At 43.2% G+C, this 24,203-nt stretch carries 27 protein-coding genes and 1 pseudogene; 6 read left to right on the top strand and 22 right to left on the bottom strand.

Going from position 1 to position 24,203, the window contains the following annotated elements; genetic code table 11:
* The first annotated feature begins 78 nt into the window (after window positions 1–78).
* Window positions 79–786 (top strand): DUF92 domain-containing protein, encoded by a 708-nt coding sequence (locus ACFS5N_RS14055; RefSeq protein ID WP_377186700.1) that lies wholly within the window; start codon window positions 79–81, stop codon window positions 784–786.
* Here the strand turns inward: ACFS5N_RS14055 and ACFS5N_RS14050 are convergent.
* The 6 genes from ACFS5N_RS14050 to rpsL all read right to left on the bottom strand — a co-directional run bounded on the left by ACFS5N_RS14050 (window position 776) and on the right by rpsL (window position 4,927).
* The gene (locus ACFS5N_RS14050; RefSeq protein ID WP_377186697.1) at window positions 776–1,069 is read right to left on the bottom strand and encodes a type II toxin-antitoxin system RelE/ParE family toxin; all 294 of its coding nucleotides are present in this window, start codon (window positions 1,067–1,069) and stop codon (window positions 776–778) included. The two genes, ACFS5N_RS14055 and ACFS5N_RS14050, sit on opposite strands and share 11 nt — an antisense overlap.
* Window positions 1,070–1,072: 3 nt before the next feature.
* Complete coding sequence (locus tag ACFS5N_RS14045; RefSeq protein WP_377186694.1) at window positions 1,073–1,276, bottom strand: hypothetical protein; 204 nt, start codon at window positions 1,274–1,276, stop codon at window positions 1,073–1,075.
* Window positions 1,277–1,375: 99 nt separating this feature from the next.
* Window positions 1,376–1,681: a 30S ribosomal protein S10 gene (gene rpsJ / locus ACFS5N_RS14040; protein ID WP_022830652.1), complete on the bottom strand. Its 306-nt coding sequence runs from the start codon at window positions 1,679–1,681 to the stop codon at window positions 1,376–1,378.
* A 112-nt stretch (window positions 1,682–1,793) separates the two neighbouring features.
* Window positions 1,794–3,905, bottom strand: coding sequence for an elongation factor G (fusA, locus tag ACFS5N_RS14035; RefSeq protein WP_377186692.1), 2,112 nt, complete (start codon window positions 3,903–3,905; stop codon window positions 1,794–1,796).
* Window positions 3,906–4,026: 121 nt separating this feature from the next.
* Window positions 4,027–4,494, bottom strand: a complete 468-nt coding sequence (gene rpsG, locus ACFS5N_RS14030) for a 30S ribosomal protein S7 (protein ID WP_377186689.1) — start codon at window positions 4,492–4,494, stop codon at window positions 4,027–4,029.
* Window positions 4,495–4,513: 19 nt separating this feature from the next.
* Window positions 4,514–4,927: a 30S ribosomal protein S12 gene (gene rpsL / locus ACFS5N_RS14025; protein WP_144246509.1), complete on the bottom strand. Its 414-nt coding sequence runs from the start codon at window positions 4,925–4,927 to the stop codon at window positions 4,514–4,516.
* A gap of 591 nt (window positions 4,928–5,518) precedes the next feature.
* On the opposite strand from rpsL, the gene ACFS5N_RS14020 reads away from it, so the two are divergent.
* Window positions 5,519–5,992 carry a hypothetical protein gene (locus ACFS5N_RS14020; protein WP_377186686.1) on the top strand — a complete coding sequence of 158 codons (474 nt, stop codon included), beginning with the start codon at window positions 5,519–5,521 and terminating at the stop codon, window positions 5,990–5,992.
* A 20-nt stretch (window positions 5,993–6,012) separates the two neighbouring features.
* Here the strand turns inward: ACFS5N_RS14020 and ACFS5N_RS14015 are convergent, their stop codons facing one another.
* Together ACFS5N_RS14015 and ACFS5N_RS14010 are read right to left on the bottom strand one after the other, a co-directional pair.
* Window positions 6,013–6,429 (bottom strand): hypothetical protein, encoded by a 417-nt coding sequence (locus ACFS5N_RS14015; protein ID WP_377186683.1) that lies wholly within the window; start codon window positions 6,427–6,429, stop codon window positions 6,013–6,015.
* Complete coding sequence (locus tag ACFS5N_RS14010; protein WP_377186680.1) at window positions 6,381–6,953, bottom strand: hypothetical protein; 573 nt, start codon at window positions 6,951–6,953, stop codon at window positions 6,381–6,383. Before ACFS5N_RS14010 ends, ACFS5N_RS14015 begins: the two co-directional genes overlap by 49 nt.
* Before the next feature lie 88 nt (window positions 6,954–7,041).
* Here ACFS5N_RS14010 and ACFS5N_RS14005 point away from each other — a divergent pair.
* Window positions 7,042–7,161: pseudogene (locus ACFS5N_RS14005) on the top strand (hypothetical protein); the annotation flags it as partial.
* A gap of 85 nt (window positions 7,162–7,246) precedes the next feature.
* On the opposite strand, the gene ACFS5N_RS14000 reads toward ACFS5N_RS14005, so the two are convergent.
* The 5 genes from ACFS5N_RS14000 to ACFS5N_RS13980 all read right to left on the bottom strand — a co-directional run bounded on the left by ACFS5N_RS14000 (window position 7,247) and on the right by ACFS5N_RS13980 (window position 11,321).
* Complete coding sequence (locus ACFS5N_RS14000) at window positions 7,247–7,768, bottom strand: hypothetical protein (protein ID WP_377186677.1); 522 nt, start codon at window positions 7,766–7,768, stop codon at window positions 7,247–7,249.
* A 320-nt stretch (window positions 7,769–8,088) separates the two neighbouring features.
* Window positions 8,089–9,087 carry an ABC transporter ATP-binding protein gene (locus ACFS5N_RS13995; protein WP_377186675.1) on the bottom strand — a complete coding sequence of 333 codons (999 nt, stop codon included), beginning with the start codon at window positions 9,085–9,087 and terminating at the stop codon, window positions 8,089–8,091.
* A 72-nt stretch (window positions 9,088–9,159) separates the two neighbouring features.
* Window positions 9,160–9,942: an outer membrane beta-barrel protein gene (locus ACFS5N_RS13990; protein ID WP_377186672.1), complete on the bottom strand. Its 783-nt coding sequence runs from the start codon at window positions 9,940–9,942 to the stop codon at window positions 9,160–9,162.
* Between the two features lie 40 nt (window positions 9,943–9,982).
* Window positions 9,983–10,768, bottom strand: coding sequence for a hypothetical protein (locus ACFS5N_RS13985; protein ID WP_377186669.1), 786 nt, complete (start codon window positions 10,766–10,768; stop codon window positions 9,983–9,985).
* On the bottom strand, window positions 10,752–11,321 hold the full coding sequence (locus tag ACFS5N_RS13980) for an RNA polymerase sigma factor (protein WP_377188485.1): 570 nt from the start codon (window positions 11,319–11,321) through the stop codon (window positions 10,752–10,754). Before ACFS5N_RS13980 ends, ACFS5N_RS13985 begins: the two co-directional genes overlap by 17 nt.
* Window positions 11,322–11,445: 124 nt before the next feature.
* Here ACFS5N_RS13980 and ACFS5N_RS13975 point away from each other — a divergent pair, with 124 nt between their 5' ends.
* Entirely contained in the window at window positions 11,446–12,000 is a 555-nt protein-coding gene (locus ACFS5N_RS13975) for a GNAT family N-acetyltransferase (RefSeq protein WP_377186666.1), read from the top strand.
* A gap of 10 nt (window positions 12,001–12,010) precedes the next feature.
* Here the strand turns inward: ACFS5N_RS13975 and ACFS5N_RS13970 are convergent, their stop codons facing one another.
* The 9 genes from ACFS5N_RS13970 to ACFS5N_RS13930 form a co-directional block, all read right to left on the bottom strand.
* Window positions 12,011–12,544 carry a CopD family protein gene (locus ACFS5N_RS13970; RefSeq protein ID WP_377186663.1) on the bottom strand — a complete coding sequence of 178 codons (534 nt, stop codon included), beginning with the start codon at window positions 12,542–12,544 and terminating at the stop codon, window positions 12,011–12,013.
* A gap of 107 nt (window positions 12,545–12,651) precedes the next feature.
* Window positions 12,652–13,674, bottom strand: a complete 1,023-nt coding sequence (gene hemE, locus ACFS5N_RS13965; protein ID WP_377186660.1) for a uroporphyrinogen decarboxylase — start codon at window positions 13,672–13,674, stop codon at window positions 12,652–12,654.
* A gap of 88 nt (window positions 13,675–13,762) precedes the next feature.
* Window positions 13,763–14,284 carry a tetratricopeptide repeat protein gene (locus ACFS5N_RS13960; RefSeq protein WP_377186657.1) on the bottom strand — a complete coding sequence of 174 codons (522 nt, stop codon included), beginning with the start codon at window positions 14,282–14,284 and terminating at the stop codon, window positions 13,763–13,765.
* A gap of 3 nt (window positions 14,285–14,287) precedes the next feature.
* Window positions 14,288–14,992, bottom strand: coding sequence for a response regulator transcription factor (locus ACFS5N_RS13955; RefSeq protein ID WP_377186654.1), 705 nt, complete (start codon window positions 14,990–14,992; stop codon window positions 14,288–14,290).
* Between the two features lie 13 nt (window positions 14,993–15,005).
* Window positions 15,006–15,881: a sensor histidine kinase gene (locus ACFS5N_RS13950; protein WP_377186651.1), complete on the bottom strand. Its 876-nt coding sequence runs from the start codon at window positions 15,879–15,881 to the stop codon at window positions 15,006–15,008.
* 97 nt (window positions 15,882–15,978) lie between these two features.
* Entirely contained in the window at window positions 15,979–17,346 is a 1,368-nt protein-coding gene (hemL, locus tag ACFS5N_RS13945) for a glutamate-1-semialdehyde 2,1-aminomutase (protein WP_377186648.1), read from the bottom strand.
* A 78-nt stretch (window positions 17,347–17,424) separates the two neighbouring features.
* Window positions 17,425–18,396, bottom strand: a complete 972-nt coding sequence (hemB, locus tag ACFS5N_RS13940; protein WP_377186645.1) for a porphobilinogen synthase — start codon at window positions 18,394–18,396, stop codon at window positions 17,425–17,427.
* 81 nt (window positions 18,397–18,477) lie between these two features.
* On the bottom strand, window positions 18,478–20,052 hold the full coding sequence (hemC, locus tag ACFS5N_RS13935; protein ID WP_377186642.1) for a hydroxymethylbilane synthase: 1,575 nt from the start codon (window positions 20,050–20,052) through the stop codon (window positions 18,478–18,480).
* Window positions 20,053–20,341: 289 nt separating this feature from the next.
* Window positions 20,342–22,732, bottom strand: a complete 2,391-nt coding sequence (locus ACFS5N_RS13930) for an ABC transporter permease (RefSeq protein ID WP_377186639.1) — start codon at window positions 22,730–22,732, stop codon at window positions 20,342–20,344.
* Window positions 22,733–23,036: 304 nt separating this feature from the next.
* Here ACFS5N_RS13930 and ACFS5N_RS13925 point away from each other — a divergent pair, with 304 nt between their 5' ends.
* On the top strand, window positions 23,037–23,504 hold the full coding sequence (locus ACFS5N_RS13925) for a carboxymuconolactone decarboxylase family protein (RefSeq protein ID WP_377186636.1): 468 nt from the start codon (window positions 23,037–23,039) through the stop codon (window positions 23,502–23,504).
* 117 nt (window positions 23,505–23,621) lie between these two features.
* Window positions 23,622–24,095, top strand: coding sequence for a hypothetical protein (locus tag ACFS5N_RS13920; protein WP_377186633.1), 474 nt, complete (start codon window positions 23,622–23,624; stop codon window positions 24,093–24,095).
* Window positions 24,096–24,203: the final 108 nt, after the last annotated feature.

Here is a 24,203-nt window from a genome sequence, read left to right as displayed (position 1 = left end):
GTCACCAAAATAAACAAAAATGAACTGCGCTTTATTTTTGAGAACGCCATTAATGAATATTTTTGTGACGAGCGTCCTATGACTTTAATTGATACTTCCGTTTTCGTAATGTTATTTCTGGCAGCTGTATGGAGTTATTACAGCGGCAAACTAACCCGAACGGGAGCCTTAACCGGCGACCTGATTGGTATATTCATATACAAGGGCGCCGGGCTCACCGGTTTATGTACGCTGGCAACATTTTTTATATTAAGTACTGCCGCAACTAAATGGCACGCAAATAAAAAAGCAGCCATCGGCGCGGCCGAAAAGAATAAAGGCCGCCGCACCGCCCTGCAAGTCTTAGCCAACGGCGGCATAGCAGCAGTATTGGGGCTGATGGGCTGGCAGTCGCCGGAAAAAATTGGCATTGTGCAGACAATGGTGGCGGGCAGCCTCGCGGCTGCGACGGCTGATACACTGTCATCAGAACTGGGTATGGTTTATGGTAAACACTGTTTCAATATTCTTACTTTGAAGAAAGACGTCCGCGGGTTAGATGGTGTTATCAGTATAGAGGGCACTTTGATTGGCGTAATAGGCGCCACGCTGATTGCTGTGGTTTACTCGGCTTTTGCCGGTTGGGACATTGCGTTCTGGTGGATAGTATTCGCTGGTACGGTTGGCAATCTGTTGGACTCCCTTTTGGGGGCTTTATTGGAGCGTCGCGGAATTATTGGGAATAATTTAGTTAATTTTTTGAATACGCTGGCAGGCGCCCTGGTATGCTGGTTGATTATTGCCTGAATATAGGGTCTTGTCTGTTATCCCAGAAAAAACTGATTGAAATTATATTTCCTTTGATCTCGTAAAAAATTGAACAGTTACCATGTATAACAGCCTTTCGCAAATTAGCTGTGCCGTCAACAACCTGAAAAATTAAAGGAGATTTACTTATTGTATCGATGACTTTATAAACACGACTTCTAAATTTAAAAAGTTCTTGTTCACCCCATCGTTCTAATATTTGACGCCCTATTAAATCAAATGTATCATCCGCCTCATCGGTAAAAACGACTTTGAATTGCATTGCTTATTCAGCCGGATATTTTTTTTTAAATTCTTCAAAACTTATAAATCGTCCCGCTGAAAAATCTGCTTGCCCTCTCTTAATACCATCCAAAACATGCTGCGGCAAAGTTTCATCTTCTTTGTAAAAAGAGATCTGCTGCTCCTCTAAAAATGCGGTAATCAGTTTTTCTTGTTCAGCTGTCGGATTAACTACATAAGTGCTCATACTCAAATATACAAAATAACGCTCAATTTGTTATTCAACAAAAAAAGCCACCCGAACTAATCGAATGGCTTTTTATATTTTTCGGCTCTTCCGGGCCTATCAAACTTTGATCTCAACTTCAACGCCGCTTGGCAACTCAAGTTTCATCAACGCGTCTACAGTTTTTGAGTTTGAGCTGTAGATATCCAATAGTCTTTTATAAGAGCATAATTGGAATTGCTCGCGCGCTTTTTTGTTTACGTGTGGTGAACGCAATACAGTGAAAATTTTCTTTTCAGTTGGTAATGGCAGCGGTCCGCTAACTACAGCGCCGGTTGGCTTTACTGTTTTTACGATTTTCTCAGCTGATTTGTCGACCAGGTTGTAATCGTAAGATTTCAATTTGATTCTGATTCTTTGGCTCATTTTGTTTTTGTTTTATAACCTCACCTAAGAGCTATTTATTAGGATTGGTTGATTATGTTTAATAAGTTGATTAAGTGAGTGGTTAAAAACTACTCACCTAATCAATCAATCACTATTCAATTGATACTTGCTTGCGTCCTTTTGATTTGGCAACAACCTCATCCTGTACGTTACGCGGAGCCGGTTCATAATGATCAAACTCCATGGTTGAAGTTGCACGACCCGAAGTGATAGTACGTAATTGTGTTACGTAACCAAACATTTCAGACAGTGGTACCATAGCTTTAATAACTTGCGAACCTGCACGGGTATCCATGCCTTGAAGCTGACCACGACGACGGTTCATGTCACCGATAACGTCACCCATGTTTTCTTCAGGGGTTAATATCTCGATTTTCATGATCGGCTCTAACAATACCGGTTTACATTTTGGCAATGCTTCACGGTAAGCAGAACGTGCTGCAATCTCAAAAGATAAAGCATCTGAATCGACTGCGTGGAACGAACCATCGATCAAACGTACCTTCAGGCTGGTAAGCGGGTAGCCTGCTAACACACCATTGTCCATAGCTGATTTGAAACCTTTCTCAACAGATGGAATGAACTCGCGAGGGATAGCACCACCCACAATTTCGTTCACAAACTGTAAGCCTTCTTTCTCGTCATCAGCCGGAGAAATAATAACCTGGATGTCGGCAAATTTACCACGACCACCAGTTTGTTTTTTATAAGTTTCGCGGTGTTGAGTAGTACCGGTGATAGCCTCTTTGTAAGCTACCTGTGGAGCACCCTGGTTAACCTCTACTTTGAATTCGCGTTTTAAACGGTCCATCAAGATATCCAGGTGTAACTCGCCCATACCGCTGATAACTGTCTGACCGGTATCCTGATCAGTTTGTACACGGAAGGTTGGATCCTCTTCAGCTAATTTACCCAAAGCTATACCTAATTTATCAACGTCGGCCTGAGTTTTAGGCTCAATAGCCAAACCGATAACCGGATCAGGGAATACCATTGATTCCAAAACCAACTGGTGTTTCTCGTCGCAAAGGGTGTCACCTGTTTTGATATCTTTAAAGCCTACTACCGCAGCAATGTCACCTGCACCTACGTTAGGGATAGGGTTTTGCTTGTTAGCATGCATCTGGAATATACGAGAGATACGCTCTTTTGATTCAGAACGCATGTTGTATATGTATGAACCAGCTTCCAGGTTACCTGAGTAAACACGGATAAAGCACAAACGGCCTACGAATGGGTCTGTAGCAATTTTAAATGCTAAAGCTGCAAATGGCTCTTTAACATCTGGCTTAACTAATATCTCTGCGCCTGTGTCAGGGTTAGTACCTACTACACCTTTTGAATCAAGTGGTGAAGGCATTAGCTCCATCACATAGTCAAGCATGGTTTGTACACCTTTGTTTTTGAAAGATGAACCGCAAGTCATCGGAACGATTTTACCGGCCAAAGTAGCCTGACGTAAAGCGTCTAATACTTCGCGCTCAGTGATGGTGGTTGGATCGTCGAAGAATTTCTCCATCAAAGAATCGTCAAACTCAGCTACAGCTTCCAATAATTTCTCTCTCCACTCAGTAGCTTCGTCTATCATATCAGCAGGGATTGGAACTTCAGTAAAGGTCATACCTTTATCGTGTTCGTTCCAAACAATGCCACGGAAGTTAATCAAATCAACTACACCTTTAAATTGATCTTCAGCACCGATAGGTAATTGCAACGGAATAGCCACGCTGCCCAGCATTTCTTTAACTTGTTTTACCACGTTAAGGAAATCGGCACCGCTACGGTCCATTTTGTTTACAAAACCAATACGTGGCACGTTGTAGTTGTTAGCCAAACGCCAGTTAGTTTCAGATTGAGGCTCAACACCATCAACCGCTGAAAACAAGAACACCAGACCATCCAATACACGCAATGAACGATTTACCTCTACGGTAAAGTCCACGTGTCCCGGAGTATCGATGATATTCATGTGGTAGTTGTGGTTGCGGTATTTCCAGTTAACTGTAGTAGCAGCCGAAGTAATGGTAATACCACGCTCCTGCTCTTGCGCCATCCAGTCCATTGTAGCAGCACCTTCGTGTACCTCACCTATTTTGTGGCTAACGCCCGCATAGTAAAGAATACGCTCGGTAGTAGTGGTTTTACCGGCATCAATGTGAGCGGCAATACCTATGTTTCTTGTATATTTAAGATCTCTTGACATGTCTATTTTTTAATGATTGAATGAGTGATTGAGTGAATTAGCGAATGAGCAATTTAAAGATTAAGGCATTATTACCATTACTTCAATAAATCACTCATTCACTAATTCACTAATTCGCTCATTAGAATCTAAAGTGTGAGAACGCTTTGTTAGCCTCAGCCATTTTGTGCGTATCTTCTTTCTTTTTCACTGCTGCACCTTCACCTTTAGCTGCCGAGATGATCTCGCCGGCTAATTTCTCCATCATGGTTTTTTCACCACGTTTGCGGGCATAGCTGATTAACCATTTCATACCCAAAGCAATTTTACGCTCAGGACGAACCTCAGTAGGTACCTGGAAGTTAGCACCACCCACACGGCGGCTTTTTACTTCAACAGATGGCATGATATTGTTTAAAGCCTTTTTCCAGGTCTCTAAACCGCTTTCATTTGTTTTTTTCTCAACGATATCAACAGCGTTGTAGAATATGCCGTATGCGGTTGATTTTTTACCGTCATACATCATGTTATTTACAAACCTGGTTACCAAAACATCATTGAATTTTGGATCAGGAAGAAGGATTCTTTTTTTTGGTTTCGATTTTCTCATTGTTACTATCCTCCTTTAATTATTTCTTTTTACCCTTTGTAGGCGCAGCTGCTGCTTGACCTGGTTTAGGGCGTTTAGTACCATATTTTGAACGACGTTGGTTACGACCGGCAACACCTGATGTATCCAGTGCACCACGGATGATGTGGTAACGTACACCCGGTAAGTCTTTAACACGACCGCCACGGATCAACACGATTGAGTGCTCTTGTAAGTTGTGACCTTCGCCAGGGATGTAAGCGTTTACTTCTTTACCGTTGGTTAAGCGCACACGGGCAACTTTACGCATTGCTGAGTTTGGTTTCTTAGGGGTAGTGGTATACACACGGGTGCATACTCCTCTTCGCTGTGGACAGCTGTCCAACGCTGGTGACTTACTCTTGTCAACCAGAGCTACTCTACCTTTTCTAACTAATTGATTGATAGTAGGCATTCTTGCTTTCTGTTTGTTTTTGTTTTAAATCCCGCTGCCGCCTACATTGACGGGCAGTTTTTCGGGACTGCAAAAGTACGGAGTTGTTTTGTGATTTTCAAGCGGTTAGGCGAAAAAATTTTTGGTGGGATTGATGAGTAGGTGGATTAAGTTGATTGGGTGAGTGGTTGAGATACGTATCAGCAATGAAATTTTGCTAATTATACTGGTAATTAAGCAATTGGATCAACTCAGCAATTTGTCATCCTGAGCGATAGCGAAGGATCTTGTACACGCGGTATTACATTATACATTACCCTTAATCTCTAATCACTAAATAATGGCGTTCCCCGATTTTATCGGGCCGGGCTTTCCGTTCATACGCCTGCAGGCATTATCCGTCAGCTGACGGACGGTATCCACTGCAATCCCTAACGCAAAACGCACGCCGGAGCAGAATGCACGCCGGAGACGCGAAGCATCGCGTCTCTACAAAATTCCCGAACGTAGAGACGCGATGCTTCGCGTCTTCCATTCAATTTGTTTTTTGCAGAGACGCAATATTTTGCGTCTCCCAAAACGCAAAACAATATAATTACCTATTTTTAAGCAATGATACCTATAACCAAACTCAAATTCACGATGTCTCTGTTGTTGCTGATTGCCATTGGCTGCAAAAACAAAACAGAGCAACAGAAAATAGCTGCTAAAACAAAAGCTTACACTGCTGTAATAACCAAACCTGATTACGACAGCCTGATCACTACCCCTTGCGCACTGGTACTTTACCCCACCATGCAGCAAATAAACAAAATGAAGAAAGAGGACGGCGAAGATTTCTTTACTATTGTTGACGACAACCAATTCTACCTAGCGGGCTGCCAAACCTACCTCGACTCTGTTAAATTTAAAACCATCGTCAAAGATTCAAAAGGTACCCTGGCTTTTAAAATTGCGAATAACCAGTTATACAAGCTTAAACTCGGTTCGCTAAGCTGGAGCATCATTTTATTCGATGGCAAAACAAAACCCCATAAGGCAGATATCACGATGTTTGACGACGACTTTAAATCGTATATAAAATAAATGGTTCTTTGTGAAGATTACTAATAAACCAATCCGGGGTGCGGGTTATACTCATCGCTTTTTTTGCGCCAGTATTTACCCTGCTCGTCGTTTTTTAAATGCTCATAACCGGTAGCTACATATGCAGCCAGGTTGCTTTTTCCCTCTGATTTATCGACTGTAGTCATTTGCGCCAAGCCCTGCTGCGCAGTCTCAATGATCATCTGCCAATTCTGTTTCATGTAATAATCATTGAGCAGTTCCAGGTATAGCGCTATGTATGCCGGATCGTGAATGATAGCTTTATTTAAAACATCTATCCCCTTGTCATACTGCCCGCTCCTGTTGTACGCTCGTGCCAGGTTGGCCTCAATGCCATGAAGCGGAAAATGCCGGTAAGGATCAACTTTTATTTGTACGCCGGCGTAATGCGGCGATTTTTTGTAAACATCTTCCAAACAGGCAAGCGCTTTGTCAAACATAAAATTATCTGCATAAATACATCCCCACCTAAAATATGTTCTAAAGTATCGATATAATTATAATAAGGCTTTACCCAATCAGGCTCGGCAGGAATGCCCAGTTCTTTAAAATGTTCGGCAGATATAACTGCCACACGCGGCGGCGGCGAATAGCCCAACTGGAAAGATACCCAACTGTATATGGGCTCGGGCTTGTAATATTCGGTTTTGCTGATCTGGCTTACCATGTATTTATTCCGTTTGCCCACTTTGCCATTTACAAAAGTGCCGGTTCTTTGAAACATGAAGCTTTGATCGCCATCAATAAAAACATAACCAAAAGTATAGCTGGTTGAGGTGTCTGCTTTTTTTAATACTACCCACTCTCGCTCGCAGGCGGTTAGCGGCGGTTCAAATTTCAGATCGCCATCCACAACAGTGGTTTGTACCCTCTTACGGGTTTGCGCTTGGGTAGCAGTCGTCAGGCAGGTAATGACGATTAAAAGGATGAGGTTTTTCATGGTAAATAAAGCTACCTAACTTGCCAGCCAATCGCAAATAAAATGTCCGCCCTGTTTATAAACAAGGCGGACATTTACTTATGGCGCCGGATGCGCCGGTGGCGCAGGTGGTTTAGCCAATTGCCGTGGTGGGCCGCAGCTTGTTGCCAATGTTGCGCATACCGCAGCTAACACCAGCATTTTTAATACGTTCTTTTTCATAGCATAGTGTTTTTTAATTTATAATATTCACATTGCGCTATTTGTTTTAAAAGCATTGCGGTTGCTAATATCTATACTGATTTTCGCCAAAATTAATACGATGGGAGCCTGGCTATCTCACCCCGAATTTCTTTATCCCAGGCCGCCTGCTTTTCTGCATCAAGAATAGAGACTTGCTTATTATACCTGCGGTTAGCGGCAAACCATTCTTCTCTTATACCATCATATATTTGCCGCATTTCTTCCTTCCAGTTGTCTGAGTAAACTACTTTGGTGAGTGCATCGTAAAGTTTGCGGGCGTAGAGCTCGCTGATATCAAAACGAAGTTGTTCATGATCTAACATACCATCGGTCATAAACCGATATTTCACCCATGACCGGTCGCCGAGAAACACACAACGCACCGTTACAGAAAACCGATAACCTGTATCTGAACGTAAAGGTTGAACGTAGTAACCAATATTGCTGTAGGTGGCGGCTCCGCCATCAGACATTTTATCAGGCTTTGCTTTGTAGTCGGCCCAGGTTAAGGGGCGCTCTTTTTTCCAGGGGATGTCTTGCGCAGCAACAAAAAGAGGCAGCGCAAATAATATAGTAAGCAAAGCTGATTTCATGAGGCAAAACAGGTTTAGTTGGATAAGCTGATAAAATTATTGATTATGCTCAACAATCCAAAAGCATTCGCTTTAAAAATCAGGCTGCAGCTTGTATACCTAAGTAATTTAGGCATGTTTCACTTTGGGTGTTTCACTCCTTTTTTGCGCAAATACGCAAAATACCATAAGTTACTTATTACTATGCAGTTATGGAGATATGTTAAAGTATTACTACTGTTTCAAAGTGTTTCAGCTACTTTATTCAAATAGTTGATTATTAATCATTTAACCTAAAAACGTGTTTCAAAGTGTTTCACTTTTTAGCGGAACACTTTGGCCTAAAACTCCAGGTATTTATTGATCTTGATATGTACCTTATCGCCTACCTTATACCTATCAGCCTCATCGTTCAATAAGCGTAATGTGATATCGCCTTTGGTAACCAGCAGGTCTTCATGATTACCTTTAAACAGCACTTGCTTAACCATCCAGTCCTTGCGGGTCCAACTACTGGTTGGGTTGGCCCACTCTGGATATATAACTACCTCGGCTGAACTGGCGTCGATACCACATTGTGCAGCTTCTTCCCTTGTTAACACGTTACAATTGGTAAGCAGCCTGGCGGTGTATAAGTTCTGCGGATTTTGATATAAAGCCTTAGGGTGCCCCGCTTCAATTACCTCGCCGTCCTTCAACACAATCAACTCATCAGCCATTGACAGCACCTCGGCCGGGTCGTGGGACACCATGATCACCGTCAAACCGGTATCATGAACAATTTGCCTTATATCCTGCTGCAAACCTTCACGAAACGAGGTATCGACCTGGTTAAACGGTTCATCCAGCAACAATACCTCTGGCCGCGTGGCCAGAGCGCGGGCAATGGCTACACGTTGTTTTTCGCCGCCGCTCAGAAAGAAAGCCTGCTTATCGGCCAGTTTATGTATGTTAAGTTGCCTGAGCACGTCTTCGGTACGTTGCCTTTTAGCAGCAACGTCGGTATTGGGCAGTAATACAGCCACGTTATCCCATACTTTGGCAAACAGGTTTAGCCCGTCGGTATCCTGGGTTACCATCTTCATCGCATCGTGTCCGGGGATCAGCTTTTCCTCAGGTCCCCAGATACGTTCGCCTTTAAAATATACACGTCCCTCATCAGGAGACAGAAGTCCATACAGCAGTCTTAACAATGTACTTTTGCCGCTGCCGCTCTCGCCAATTATAGCAGTAATTTGTTGAGGCTGTATATTTAAACTGATTTGCTTAACTCCTGCCACTCGCTCACCCGGATAGGTTTTGCTTACGGATAAAGCCTGTAGAAAAGACGCATCGCTCATGCGGCAAAGATAAAAACAAAAGGCGGTTTCTGTTGAACCGCCTTTTGCATGGTATATGCAGGGTTGATTTGCTTAAAAGCCGAAGGTTAAACCGAAGGCAAAGTTTTTTAATCCTGCTTGTGCCGGGCTGTTCTCAAACATGTCGTTGAAATAGTACTTCGAGTATAATCCAAATGAGCCGTAGCCTATACGTGCAAATGCACCATAACGCATTTTGGCAAAGTGATAGTCGTCATCAAACTTTTGTTTGCCACGTTCGTCACTTATTTGTTTAACACGACCGCCCAGCAATAAACCAGCCTCCGGACCAACAATAAAACGAAAACGTTTGCCGTTGGCATATTCCTTGGTCCTGAACTCAAACGACAATGGGATGCGCAGGTAAGTTGACGAGAAACGATTTTTGCTGAAATGGATGCTGTCAGTAACGTAGGTCAGTTCGGGCGCGTTTCTTTGAATGGTAATATCTTTACGTAAACGTATCAGCGTCCAGTCAAAACCGCCAGACAAATAGATTTTAAAGTTAGGGTTAAAGCGATAGCCAAATTGCAGCAAATCAAACCCCACGTTACTTGACTTCCATGAACGATAGCTCAAAAAATCATTTTTAGGCGACAGGGTGAAACTGCCATTATCAATAAGTGTGGTCAAACCAAGGTCAAACCTTGAAAAGGTAATTCCAAAATTGAATCCCGATGATTTACCCTTATGGCGCACAAGGTTAATTTTATCGATAGTTTTAACAGTAGTATCCTTGCCATTCGTTACTGTTACAGTAGTTGTAGTAGTTGTAGTTTGGGCAAAACTCAGGCTTGCCGCACCGCATAATAATGCAGTCATTAACAGACGTTTCATGTGTTTATGTATTTAGATTGTATGTAAGAATATATATTGACTATTGTTTTTTAAATTTTAGCGGGCCCATGTTTACCGCAGTTAAGTTGGTTTCAGCGTCATCATCAGCCTCATCGCTAAATTCAATAAATTTATGTGGGCGTTTGTCAACCTTTGATACCAGCGCATTAATCAAACCACCAAGGTTATGTATACCACGCTTCCGTGGAGTCTCCTCTGTTTCCTTTTCTGTTGTAACAACCACAGGTTTTTCAACCGGTGTAGCGGCCACGGCATCAATAGTTTTGGGCGATAGCTGAACATCGGGCATAATTGGTTTGGCTGGTGCAGTTGCCGGCGCTGTGGCCTGCGCTATCAATTGCTGATCACTATTTATTTCTTGCTGCGGCACTTTGACTATGTCATCAGTTTTATAGGTTACCGGCTCAGTTGCTTTATTTACCGGCGACATGGTTTTATGCTGATGATTGTTATTGGAAACCACCGTTTCGGCTTCAGCTTTATTAGCTGATGCACTGTCACTCACCAACGGCTCAGACTGCTTTACTACAGGGGTTACTTGTGGTTTACTATCATGATTAACCAGGTTAGCATAATTATGATGTTTTTGGCCCGATTGCGTATTGCCACGTAAAAACAACCAGCCTGTAGTAAATACCACTGCAACAGCAGCGGCCATACTCAGATAGCTCATCCATGGCAGCGCAGTCTTTTTGCCTTCCAACTCATCGGCAATGTTCTTCCATACCATTGGCAACGGTTCAACCTCAAAATCGTCAAATTTTGAGCTAAATAATTTATCAAAATCTTTATCCTGCATATCCATAATTCTTTACCTCCATTTTTACTACCAAATCCTTTAAAATTGCGCGGGCTCTTGACAATTGCGACTTCGAAGCGCCTTCTGTAATACCTACAATCTCCGCGATTTCGCGATGCGAATAACCCTCAATAGCATAGAGGTTAAACACCATTTTATAACCCGGCGACAGCTGATTGATCAAACCCATCAAATCCTGCGCGCTCATGGTAGCCATTGCGGTAGGGTTAACCGATGGTTCATCGCTCATTTCGGCTACATCTATTACCTGAATCATTTTATGATGTTTACGATAATACTCTATCGAGCTATGTACCATTATCCGCCTCAACCATCCCTCGAAAGAACCTTCACCTCTGTAGTCTTCCAGCTTCTTAAACATTTTTATAAACCCGTTCTGCAACATATCCTCTGCCTCCATCTTATCCGTCGCATAGCGCATACAAACGCCGAGCATTTTTGAGGCGAACTGCTTATAGAGCAATTCCTGCGCCTTACGCTCGCCAGTCTTGCTGCGGGTTATTAGTTCTTCAATTGTATAGGTAGGTTTCAGTAACATCATTTATAGCTAAGATGAAGCTTAGACGAAAATGGTTGCATGCTGATGCAACTATTTTTTATTTGTCTATTTTTAACATTAAATATCAGGTATCGCCGACCCAGAGTAAATAAACGATTAAATTTTGAAACTTGACTTCAATCCTTTTCCGGTATTAACTACCAGGAGGTTAGTATTAAGAATGCTGTTGCTAACTGACGCAGGCGACCTGGCAAAGTTACGGTCTGACGAGCAAGTGAATCGTTACCTTAACAGATCGGCTACTAGCAACGTCATCGAAGCAGAAGCGTTTATTAAAAACATTACAGAATTATTGAATAAAAATACAGGCGCTTACTGGGTAATATGCCTTAAGACCGACCCGACATTAATAGGCACCATATGCTTTTGGAATTTTGATTTAAAAAGACAAACTGCTGATATAGGTTACGAATTGATGCCTGCTCAACAAGGGAAGGGTTTAATGCAGGAAGCCATAAAGGCGGTTATAAAATATGGATTTAGTGAAATGCAGCTGTATGCAATAATTGCAGTGACACATCCTGATAATTCAAAAAGCAGTAAAATTTTAATTAAAAATGGCTTTATTTTAGACGCGGCTAATAAATTTGTAAGTAAAGAAGATGCCGCAGACGAGATCGTTTATGTATTACGGCATAAAACTGCAATTAACATATAGCCACCCTTTATTATTTCTTTTCCCTAAAACGCTTATAGATTTTCACTGCCATCATCAATATAACAGAGAAAGCAATAATTCCCACTACGCCAAATATCCAATTCAGCGCGTTTTTAAGCACTACCAGGAACACTATAGCAAAAAGCAGAAGCGTAGCCAATTCATTCCAAAGGCGTAATTGGGTTGAGGTCCATTTATAGATGCCTTTGCGCATTTGATTCATCTTTTGCTGGCAGATGAAATGGTAGGCTATCAACCCTGCAACAAACAGCAGCTTAATATGCATCCAGCCCATCTGTAGCCATGCAGGCATAAGGCAAAGCATGGTGATACCGGCGGCCAACACCAGGTACATCGAAGGTGTAGTAATAATCCACCACAACTTCCTTTCCATGATCTCAAACTGTTCAGATAAGATGGTACGCGCTGGCTCGGGCTTGGCCTGCGCTTCGGTATGGTAAATAAAAAGGCGCACCATGTAAAATAGCCCCGCCATCCAGCAGACTACAAAGATAATGTGTATGGCTAATACGTATTGGTACATCTACCCTTAATTTACAAACAGATGTCATGCTGAGCCTGTCGAAGCACGCGGACAAAGGCCTCACGCTCGCCCTTCGACGCGCTCAGGGTGACACCCATTATTTCTATTTAGTAACTATACTCCTTTATCACCTCCACCGCATACTTCACATGATCAAACGGGATGTCGGGCATAATACCATGACCCAGGTTGAAAATGAAACCGCTTTCGCCGCGCATGCGCTCAAACAGGCGATGAATTCTTTCTTTTATTACTTCCTTACCGGCATACAAAATATGCGGGTCAAGATTACCCTGAACAGCGATACCCTGCGGCAAACGCTTTTTGATATCCAGCAGATCAACGTTCCAATCGATAGAAATAACATCGGGTTTGGCTTCGGCCATTAACGGTGCAAAAACCGAGCTACCTTTACAGAAAGAAATCACCGGAATATCTTTTCTGTTTAGTTTGCTGATGATCTGAGCAATGTATTGGTGCGAAAATTCTTTATAATCGTCCCAGGCCAACGCTTGCGCCCAACTATCAAATATCTGGATAGCGTTAACACCGGCTGCAATTTGCAGATTCAGATAATCGGCCGTAACTGCCGCAATTTTTGATAATAATTGATGCGCCAAACCTGGTTGGTTATGCAGCATCAGCTTGGTTAGTTTAAAGTCTTTTGACGATCCGCCTTCAACCAGGTAGCTCATCACGGTAAATGGCGCACCGGCAAAACCGATAAGCGGAATGCTACCATTTAAGCGTTGCTGAATAACCTTAATAGCATCGGCAACATATTGCAGGTTTTCGAGGCAATCAGTATTCAGATTATCAATATCCCTTTGTGTACGCACAGGGTTAGCAAACCGTGGCCCAACTCCTTGCTCAAAGCTCAGGTCGCCGCCCATGGCTTCGCCGGTTACCAGGATGTCTGAAAATAATATGGCAGCATCAATGCCCAATAAATCAACCGGTAACATGGTTACGTCGGCTGCTATTTCGGGCGTTTTGCACATTTCCAGAAAAGTGTATTTATTTTTTATTTCCCAGTATTGCGGCATAAACCGGCCTGCCTGGCGCATCATCCATACGGGTGGGCGCTCTGTTTTCTGTGAAAATGCTGCTTTGATGAAAAGATCGTTCATTTGTTGCTTGTAGAGACGCGATGCATCGCGTCTCCTTGTATTATTATTTGGATGTTTCAAAAGACGCGAAGCATCGCGTCTCTACAGTTTATTTATTATCCAACTCCTTATGAAGACGTTTAATCACTTCCTTCATTTTAGCCGTTGTTTTTTCTTCTTGTTTATCGGCCAATGCCAAATAAGCTTTAGCCTTTTCAAAATCGTTATGGCGGATACTTAAGTTAGCCACATGTACCAGTGCCGCCACATGGTCGTTTACCGACCGTAACGGATATTGTGCGGCTATCTCATAGTGCTTTTCGGCTTCGGCAAAATCTTGCCTTTGCAGGCATATTCCACCATAGATAAACTCATAAAAACCGCGTCGCTTTTTACTAAGCCAGTTGGGATTCTTTATTTGCAGCAGTAACGATTCAGCTTTTTCATAATTCTTATTATGAAAAGCCTTGGCCGCCATTACAATAGTTCCTTCTTTAAAATAGCCCCATATCAACAGCAAAACAAACATGCCTACAATAGCGGCCAGTTCATATTCGCGTAAATTAATGGCCAAAGCCGCAGCAATAACAAAAATACCTATAACAAGTATGCGTGCCTTATTGGTAAACATTAATTAGTGCTGATCTGTAAATTTATACCCCACGCCGCGGATTGAATGAAAATAGATCGGGTTCTTAGGATCGGGTTCAAAATATTTACGGAACGTAAGGATAAAGTTATCAATTGTACGGGTTGAAGGGTAAACGTCGTAATTCCAAACCGTTTCCAGTATTTGCTCGCGCGATACAGCTTCGTTTCTACGTTCAATCAGTAGCTTCAACAGCATCGTTTCCTTTTTTGTCAACGGGGTAATACTGCCATCGCCGTTAACCAGCTCAAATGAATTAAAGTGAATGGTTTTATCGCCAATTTTATAGCTGTTAAATTCTTTTAAATCGTCGCCCTTAAGGCTGCGTTTTATCAGGTTATTAACACGCAATATCAGTTCTTCCAGGTTAAAGGGTTTGGTTAAGTAATCGTCGGCGCCTTTTTTTAACCCGGCAATTTTGTCCTCATTAGTATTTTTGGCGGTCAGGAACATAATCGGCACATCCGAGTTTTCCAGGCGGATGGTTTCAGCAACCACAAAACCGTCAATCTCGGGCATCATTACGTCCAGAATAACCAGGTTAAAGCGCTCTTCTTTAAATATTTGTAAAGCCTTTTTACCGTTGTTAGCGGTTGAAACCTTGTAACCTTCTAACTCAAGGTTTAATTTGATAGCTTCTAAAAGATGTTCCTCATCTTCGGCGAGTAAAATTCTTTTTCTAACAGACATTTTATGTTGTGATTTAAGTTAGTGCAAAGACAACCTCAAATATGCTTCCAACAGGGCGATTGTCTTTGACCCTGATGCTGGCCTCATGCTTGTCTAACACTTGTTTTACAATATACAAACCCAGGCCGGTTCCTTTTGTATTGCGGGTATCTTCGCTACCCACACGATAAAATCTTTCAAAAATCCGTGATTTCTCTTCATCTGCTATGCCAATACCATGATCGGCTACCTGCAGATAGATCTTATTGTCTTTTGAGAATAGTTTAACATCAACCGTTTCGCAAGGCTTTGAATACTTTATAGCATTCTCTATCAAATTGGTTACCACGGATGTTAAAGCAAACTTATCGCCGTCAAATTCAATTTTAGGCTCTATTTCCGCATTGATAATTTGCTGATTACCATCGCATTTAGTGATTTGTAAACGATTAACAATACTATCAACCAAAACAGACAAACTAAAATGCGCCTTAGGAAAGGTATACGAACTATTTTCAATTTTTGATGCCAGCAACATATTCTCAACCATGTCATCAAGGCGTTCAATATCCAATAAGGCTTTATCAATAAAGTCTAAGGTTTGCTCCCGGTTCAGATTTCTTTTTTGTATGGTTTGCAGCATCAGTTTAATAGATGCCAGCGGCGATTTTAGTTCATGCGTAACTGATAGCAGAAAGTTCTTTTTTTGCTCCTGCAATTTCTTTTCGCGCCTGAATGATTTATGCAGATAAATGGCACCGATGCCAAACACCAGTACAAACACCATCCCCTCGCCCATAATCATGCCAATGCGGCCGGGCTGCGATTTAACCAGCATGTAGCCCCACCAAACCAGCTCGGCCAGTGCATACGTTATAAGTGCGTAAAATATTACAAATGAGCGTTTCATAAACCCCTCTCAATCTCCCCAAAGGGGAGAAGCATTTTTAAAACTTATATTTTTATCCCCAATTAAAAACCTCTCTTTTGGGAGGGTTGGGTGGGGCCTATTTCTTAAATACTAAATCCAGACTATCAAATATAGCTCTTTTTGCTTTCTCCAGATCGATCTTGGTATGGGCGGATGATATAAAACCAACCTCATAGCCTGAGGGACCTAGGTAAATCCCCCGATTGATCAATTCACGGTGCATTACTTTAAATTTCTCCATGCTCGCCGGGTCTATCTCATCAGCGGTACTTATTGCCGGCTTATCTGTAAAGGCAAACCAAAATATGGAGCCAATGCTAAATACCTTAAATTTATAATTACGGGCGGTAGCAAAACGCTGAATAGCTTCGGTGAATTCTTCCGTCTTTTTGTGCAGATCTTTGTAAAAACCCATACGCAACAGCTCGGTTAACTGTGCAATACCCGCCGCCATAGCTACCGGATTGCCTGATAGGGTACCGGCTTGATAAACACCACCATCAGGCGAGATATGACCCATAATTTCGGCCGACGCGCCATACATGCCTACCGGTAAACCACCCCCAATTATTTTACCATAAGTAATGATGTCAGGTTGTATTTGGTAATAGCCCGCGGCGCCTTCAAATCCAACACGGAAACCCGAAATCACCTCGTCAAAAATTAACAGGGAGCCGTTTTTAGTACAGCTATCGCGAAGGGCTTGCAAGTACTCTTTGCTTTGCAACAACAGGCCATTATTTGCGGGGATAGGCTCTATGATTACCGCAGCAATCTGATCTTTGAATTCAGCAAAGGCTTTGTTCAGCGCCTCGATATCATTCAGGCCTATAACAACGGTTTCGTCGGCAAATGATTTGGGCACGCCTGCCGATGAGGTTTCGCCAAAAGTAACCAACCCCGAACCTGCTTTAACTAACAATGAGTCTGAATGGCCATGGTAACAGCCCTCAAACTTTAATATTTTATCGCGTTTGGTATAGCCACGGGCCAAACGTATGGCCGACATAACCGCCTCTGTGCCGGAGCTTACAAAACGCAGTTTATGAATGTATTTATTATTTTTCAGGATCAGCTCGGCCAACTCATTCTCCAGCGCTGTAGGAGCGCCAAATGACATACCATTCTGCATTGCCTCGATAACTTTCTCTTTAACTTTTGGATGGTTGTGGCCCAAAATCAGCGGCCCCCATGACCCACAGAAGTCGATAAACTCATTATCATCAGCATCCCAGATATGGCTGCCATCGCCCTTTTTAATAAATAGCGGCGTGCCATAAACCGACTTAAACGCACGTACCGGCGAGTTTACCCCGCCCGGGAAATACGTCTTGGCCTTAGCATATAACTCAGCAGATTTTTCCCTGCTTATATCCGGTTTACCTGTAGTATTTACCGGTAATTCGCCCTCTCCCTGAAATATCTTTTTTATTGAGTCTAACATTTTGTTAAGTCAAAATTTAAAAGTCAAAATTCAAAAGCCTCCCTTATTTTTACTTTTGAATTTTGACTTTTTACTTTTCTAAATCCACTTATTCTCTAAAACCTCTTTAGCGTGATAGGTCAGTATCGCTGTAGCTCCTGCACGGCGGATACTGGTTAGTACTTCGGTTACTGCGCGTTGCTCGTTAAGCCAGCCTTTTTGTACGGCGGCTTTCAGCATGGCGTATTCACCGCTTACGTTGTAGGCGGCTACCGGCAGTTCTGTATCGTCTTTTATCAGTTTAATCACATCCAGGTAAGCCAGTGCAGGTTTTACCATCAGGAAATCTGCGCCTTCTGCTTCGTCCAGGCGTGATTCTATCAAAGCTTCACGCTGGTTAGCCGGGTTCATCTGGTAAGTTTTTTTATCACCAAATTTAGGCGCCGAGTTCAACGCATCCCTGAACGGACCATAAAACGCGCTGGCGTATTTAGCAGAGTAAGACATGATGGAAACATTGGTAAAACCATTATTATCCAGCACATTACGTATATAACCTACCCGGCCATCCATCATATCGCTTGGCGCAATAATATCGGCACCGGCTTGCGCTTGTGCTAATGACATCTTACCCAATATATCCAAAGTCTCATCGTTCAGGATATGACCATTCTCCACAATACCATCATGACCGTCGCTGCTGTATGGGTCCATCGCCACATCGGTAATAACGCAGGCTTCAGGGAAGTGTTTTTTTACTTCGCGGATAGCACGCAGGTATAAACCTTCTTCGCGGTGACTTTCAGTAGCATATTTGTCTTTTAGCTCTTCGCTAATGTTCGGAAACAGGTCGAACGCCTTCAAACCCAGGCTCATACAGCTTTCAACCTCGCGAAGCAAATTATCTATCGAATAACGATAAATACCCGGCATGGAAGCCACTTCACTCTTCTGATTTTCACCCTCAACAATAAACAGCGGGAATATCAGGTTAGCTGCACTTACGTGCGTCTCCTGCACCATCTGCCTGATTACCTCACTCTTGCGGTTTCTTCTTGGTCGTTGTAACATATTATGTCATTGGGTCATTAAGTCATTGAGTCATTTTTCACTATCCAGTGACCTAATGACCCAATGACTTAATGACTATAATTATAATCCAAACACCGCCTCAGCCAAACCTACTTCGTCGGGCGAGAAAGGCAGCGTGTATTTTACACCCATTTCTTCAAATTTTTTACCGGTCGATTTCCCTATGGCTATAACTTTTTGATATGGGTCCAGTAAATTATCAGCAAAATATGCATCGACATTTGACGGACTGGTAAACACCAGCACATCGGCTCCCGAACCTTCTACTTCATCTTCCAATACTGTTTCATAAACAGCAAGGTCTATTACTTTAGTATCACTTGATAAACCTTTTTGAACACTCCGCAACGACTCTTCAGCACCCGGGAACAACACATTTGTACCGTTCGCAATCTTTGCAAATTCTTCGGCTATTTCAGTTGAGTCATTACCCAGCCCGGTAAAGTCGGCGAAGTGGCCCTGCCGGCGCAGCATCTCTTCACTGCCGGCTCCCATCACCCCAAACTTAACATCCTTTGGTAATACCGGGTTAAGTTGAAAAAAGTACTCCACGGCATTTTTGCTCGAGAAGAATATCCAGTTAATGTATTTTAAAATATAAGGATCAAGCTTGGTAATCACCGGCACGGTACGTATCAGCGAGCGGCCGTCAATTTGTATATTGTGTTTTGCCAGCGCCCTGCGGAAATAGCTTTGCTCAGATACCTCGCGCGAAATAAATACGCTGGCCGGTAATTTCCTTTCTGAATTAAACTTTGCAACAACCTGTTCTGCCAACCCTTCGGTTTTGCCAGCCTCCAGAAATAACCGATCAGGGAACTGGTCGCCTTCATCGGCTTTTGACGTGAATACCTGGAAAACGTCATCATCTTTTTTGCAGTAACAGCCCAAGGGCAGATGACAACCGCCGCCAAATAGTTTCAATACGGTGCGCTCAACCGATAGTTCCTCGGCTACCCCGGGATGATGCAATACCTGCAGCGCCTCAAACAGCTCCGTATCGCTTTCGCGGATCTGTATGGCCAGTACGCCTTGCGCGGGTGCGGGTACAATTTCATTTGGGGTTAATTCTTCGACATGAAACTCGCTCAGGTCAATACCCAGGCGGGTAACACCGGCTTTAGCCAGCATAATAGCGTCATAGTTTTCTTCGCGCAGTTTGTTGATACGGGTAGGCACATTGCCGCGCAGGTCCTCTATCTCCAGATCAGGGCGGTAAGCCAGTAACTGAGCTTTACGACGATTGGACGACGTACCTACAATAGCCCCATACTTAACTGAAAGCTTTTGCTTTACGTCAACACAGTCTTTCAATATTAATAACAACTCAGACGGGTTCTCGCGCTCTGAAACTGCAGCAATGATTAATCCAGGCGGATTTTCTGTAGGCAGATCTTTGTGACTGTGAACGGCTAAATCAATAGTGCCGGCCAATAGTTCTTCTTCAAGCTCTTTGGTAAAAAAACCTTTGCCCTCAAGTTTGTCAAAACTTAAGTTCAGGATACGATCGCCCTGGGTTTTAATAATTTTTAACTCAGCATTGATGTTTACCTTAGCCAGGCTATCCTTCACAAAATTGGCTTGCCATAGCGCCAGTTCGCTTCCGCGCGTTCCTATAATTAATGTTCTTTCCAAGAGGGTTAATCTATTTGCACCGCAAATTTAATTTTTTATACCGATGGTTATAGATTTAATTCAGGATATGAATATTTAGTGACGGAGGCGGGGTTAGTGACCAGAGATGGAGTTAGAGATTAGGTTGGATATCTCTCCTTTTTAGATTGTCATCCTGAGCATCGCGAAGGATCTTATTTAAGCGATCGGCGACATTTCCTATCTGTTTGATAAGATTCTTCGCGATGCTCAGGATGACAATCAACAAAACATCTGCACATTTGCATATCCGCACATCTGTGAGCCTCTCCTACTCCGATTTCAAACTATTTACCGGATTAGCCAGCGATGCCCTGATTGTTTGCCAGCTTACTGTTAAAAGCGTGATCAGCACTGCGCCTACACCTGTCAATGCAAACACCCACCACGACAGCGACACTCGATATTCATAATGCATCAGCCACTGCTTCATAAAATAATTGGCGACAGGCATCGCTATGAGCAGTGATATCGTTACCAGCACCACAAATTCGGTAGACAGTAATCGCCACAAACCTATGACTGAGGCACCCAGAACTTTACGCACACCTGTTTCTTTTTTGCGCTGCTCGGCTACAAATGAGGCCATACCGAATAGCCCAAGGCAACTGATGAGGATAGCCAGGCAAGTAAATACACCAGCGAGTTTACCTACCCGCTCTTCGGTAGCGAATTTTTTGGCATACTCGGCGTCCACAAAATGGTAGTCGAACGGACTCTCAGGGTCGTATGCATTGTAAATCTTCTGAATTTTGGGCAAAGCCGCGGCCATGCTCATATTGGGGTTAACCCGTATTTGCAGCGCATCGCCATACCCTTTTAAAAAGCCGTACATAATTGGCTTAACAGGTTCAAACGGCGATGTCATCACCACATCTTTAACTACGCCTATGATGGTATAATCGCGGTCCCAGTGCACAATTTTGCCCAGCGGGTTCTTCATGTTCATAAACCTGACAGCTGACTCATTGACAACTATTGACGAAGAATCAGAACCAAACTCGGGCGAAAAATCGCGCCCCTTAGTTATCTTCCAATTCAACGTTCTACCATAATCCCGACTTACGGCTATGATACCAAAATTACTTTGCAATTTCGGGTCCTTTCCTGCCCAGGTTAAGTCGCTGTAGTTGTTCCAGATCTCTGTAAGCGGACTATTAGCCTGGCTAACCGCAGTTGCTGCACCGGTATTCAGCAGGTCATGTTTAAAGGCGTCAAAATGTTTAGTTATACCATCTATAAAAAACACCTGCAGCAAACCCTGCTGGTTATACCCCACCGGCCGATCTTTTGAATAATTGACCTCCATATACACCACTACCGTACCGATGATTAAGGCTACCGAAACCGCAAACTGTACCACTACGAGCGCCTTACGCGGAATGGCCGCCAGCGGACCAGCCTTGAACGTACCCTTTAATACTTTCACCGGATTGAAGGACGATAAATACAGCGCTGGATAACTACCGGCAATAATGCCGGTTAAGAAGGTAAAGAGCAGGCCGGCCAGCCAGAACAAGGAATTACTGAAGGGAATACCCAATTGGCGCCCGCAAACCTGGTTGAACCAGGGTAATGATATTTGAACGATGATTAGCGCAAACAAGAAAGCCATTAAAGCCAACAACATCGACTCTGCAAAAAACTGGGCGATGAGCTGGCCGCGCATGGAGCCTATAGTTTTGCGAATGCCTACCTCTTTAGCGCGTTTCTCGCTGCGGGCCGTGCTCAGGTTCATGAAATTGATGCAAGCAAGCAGCAGTACAAATATGCCGATAACGATAAACATGCGTACAAATTGAATTTCGCCACCTACGTTTTTACCGTTCTCAAATTTATCATAAAGGTGCCAGTCGGCCATACGTTGTAAAAAGAGCTGCGCTTTGAACGAAAGCCCGACATCGTCATGATTAAGTGCAAGTCCTTTTAACTTCAAGTCTTTGATGCGGGCCGTTACTGCGTTAATGTCAGCGCCGGGTTGTAGCTCGGCCAATATAGGCCACGAGTTATTACCCCAGGTGGTGGCAGCATCCTTTAGATACGGCTGGGTAGTCATATACAGATCCCACGAAGCCATAAAGCTGCCTACCTCTTGCAGCGTGGTGTTTTTGGGCAGATCTTCATAAATCCCGGTTACCTTCACGTTCCATCTATTGTCGATTTTTAGGGGGCGGTTGATAGGATCGGCATCGCCAAACAAAGCCTTTGCCGTTGAAGCTGAAAGCAATATAGCCGACGGATCTTTCAATGTATTCCGCGATCCTTTCAGCATTTTCAATGTCAACATTTCAGGGCCCTCGGGCTGTATATAGGTACCGAGCGGATTCAGCTTTTTATCGCCTGCCGAAAGAATATTTTGGCCGGGATGCAGCAATACCACGGTTTTAAAATCATGTTGATATTCTCGTCTTAACTGATACCCAAGTGGGATAGGCATAGAACGCTCTGTATTGACGCGCCCATTGCTGGTTTCGTTCTGCATCAGCATCACTATGTTTTTATAGTTTTTGTGATAGTGATCAAAAGTAAACTCGTCATAAACCCATAAACTTATCAGCATGGCTACCGCCATACCGATAGACAAGCCACCGATATTAATCAAAGCTGCAAACTTGTTTTTGCTTAAGCTTCGCCAGGCTATTTTGATGTGGTTTTTGAACATAATGATTGAAGATAGGGATCCTTGAGGGAAATATGCATTTTTATGCCAGTTTATCAAATTATTGAAAATCAGATTATTAAGACATTATTTATCAATAATCAGCTGTAACAAAAGCGTACACTTTACGTTCGGTTGCGCACAAATCAACTGAGCGGGACGATCTTCATATCTAGGAATACAGCTAAATCCGTGCAGCGACTACGTAGTATCTGCGATGACGTAATTATAATTTGAAAATATTTAGTCACCCTTGTCCAATTCACCCCCTCTCCAATCGTCATTGCTTCAAAAAAACATCAATAACATGGAAGCTAGAATAAATTTTTTCGCAAAAGGAGCTGGCGCGATGAAGGCGCTTTTTGGACTAGGGGCATATTTGGCAAAATCGCCAATTGAGCAGAAGCTGTTGCATTTGCTGTATTTCCGCGTGTCGCAAATAAATGGCTGTGCGTATTGCCTTGATATGCATTCAAAAGACCTGCGTGCCGAAGGCGAAACAGAACAACGCCTGTATATGCTGGCGGCCTGGCGCGAAGGTCCGATGTATACCGACCGCGAGCGTGCTGCGCTTGCCTGGGCAGAAGCCATTACCAAACTAAATAATAACGATGTACCTGACGAAGTTTATGAGCAGGTGCGCCAGCAATTTACTGATGAAGAGCTGGTTGACCTGACATTAGCTATAACTACCATCAACACTTATAACCGCATTAACATTGCTTTCAGGGTGCCGGGAGGTAGTTACCGGGTGGGTGAGTTTGCAGCCCACTGAACAGCAGAAGCCCGGCGGTTTGAACTGGGTACCGGGCTGTTTATGTTCTGCCTGTAATTGTAAACATTCTTGGCAAGATTTATGTTATCATTGTTGTGATAAACACTTACAACAATCATGAAAAAGTTATTAAAATTTACGTTTAGCGTTTTAGCAGTTACATTGCTTTTACAGGCCTGCTCTACTACTAAAAGTTTGGTAGGCGCCGCACACGGGCACATTAACGGCACCTGGACTTTAACCAACGTAAGCTACGAGGGTTTGGTACCTGGCGCTGTACAAAATGTGTTTGACCAGGCGCCGCCGGCTGCTTTTATAGGCAGTACATGGCAGTTAACCAATAGCGGCAATGGTATGTATACTTTGGCCGACGGCACATCGCAAAGCATATTTTGGAGTTACGACGATCAGGACAAAAGCAACCCGATATTTCAGTTCAAAAAAACATTTAAAGGCGAAGCTACCAGACATATAGCCGAGGGTTATAAACTATATGTAACCCAGGTTGACGGCAGTTCAATGACCTTAAAATCGCCCGTTGCTTTAGGGGATAGAACGGCTTATGTGGTTTACTCGTTTAGTAAGAAATAAACCCGCTAAACGAATTTACTACATCCAAATAAAAAAAGCGCTCAGATAGTATCTGAGCGCTTTTTTATATAATCCTTTTATTCTATCTAAAGTGGAATTAGTTGTTGA

The sequence above is a fragment of the Mucilaginibacter ximonensis genome (genome assembly GCF_042686265.1).
Taxonomy (GTDB): Bacteria; Bacteroidota; Bacteroidia; order Sphingobacteriales; family Sphingobacteriaceae; genus Mucilaginibacter; species Mucilaginibacter ximonensis.
Note: the sequence above shows the minus strand (reverse complement) of the source record. Positions and strands in the feature narration are given on the sequence as shown.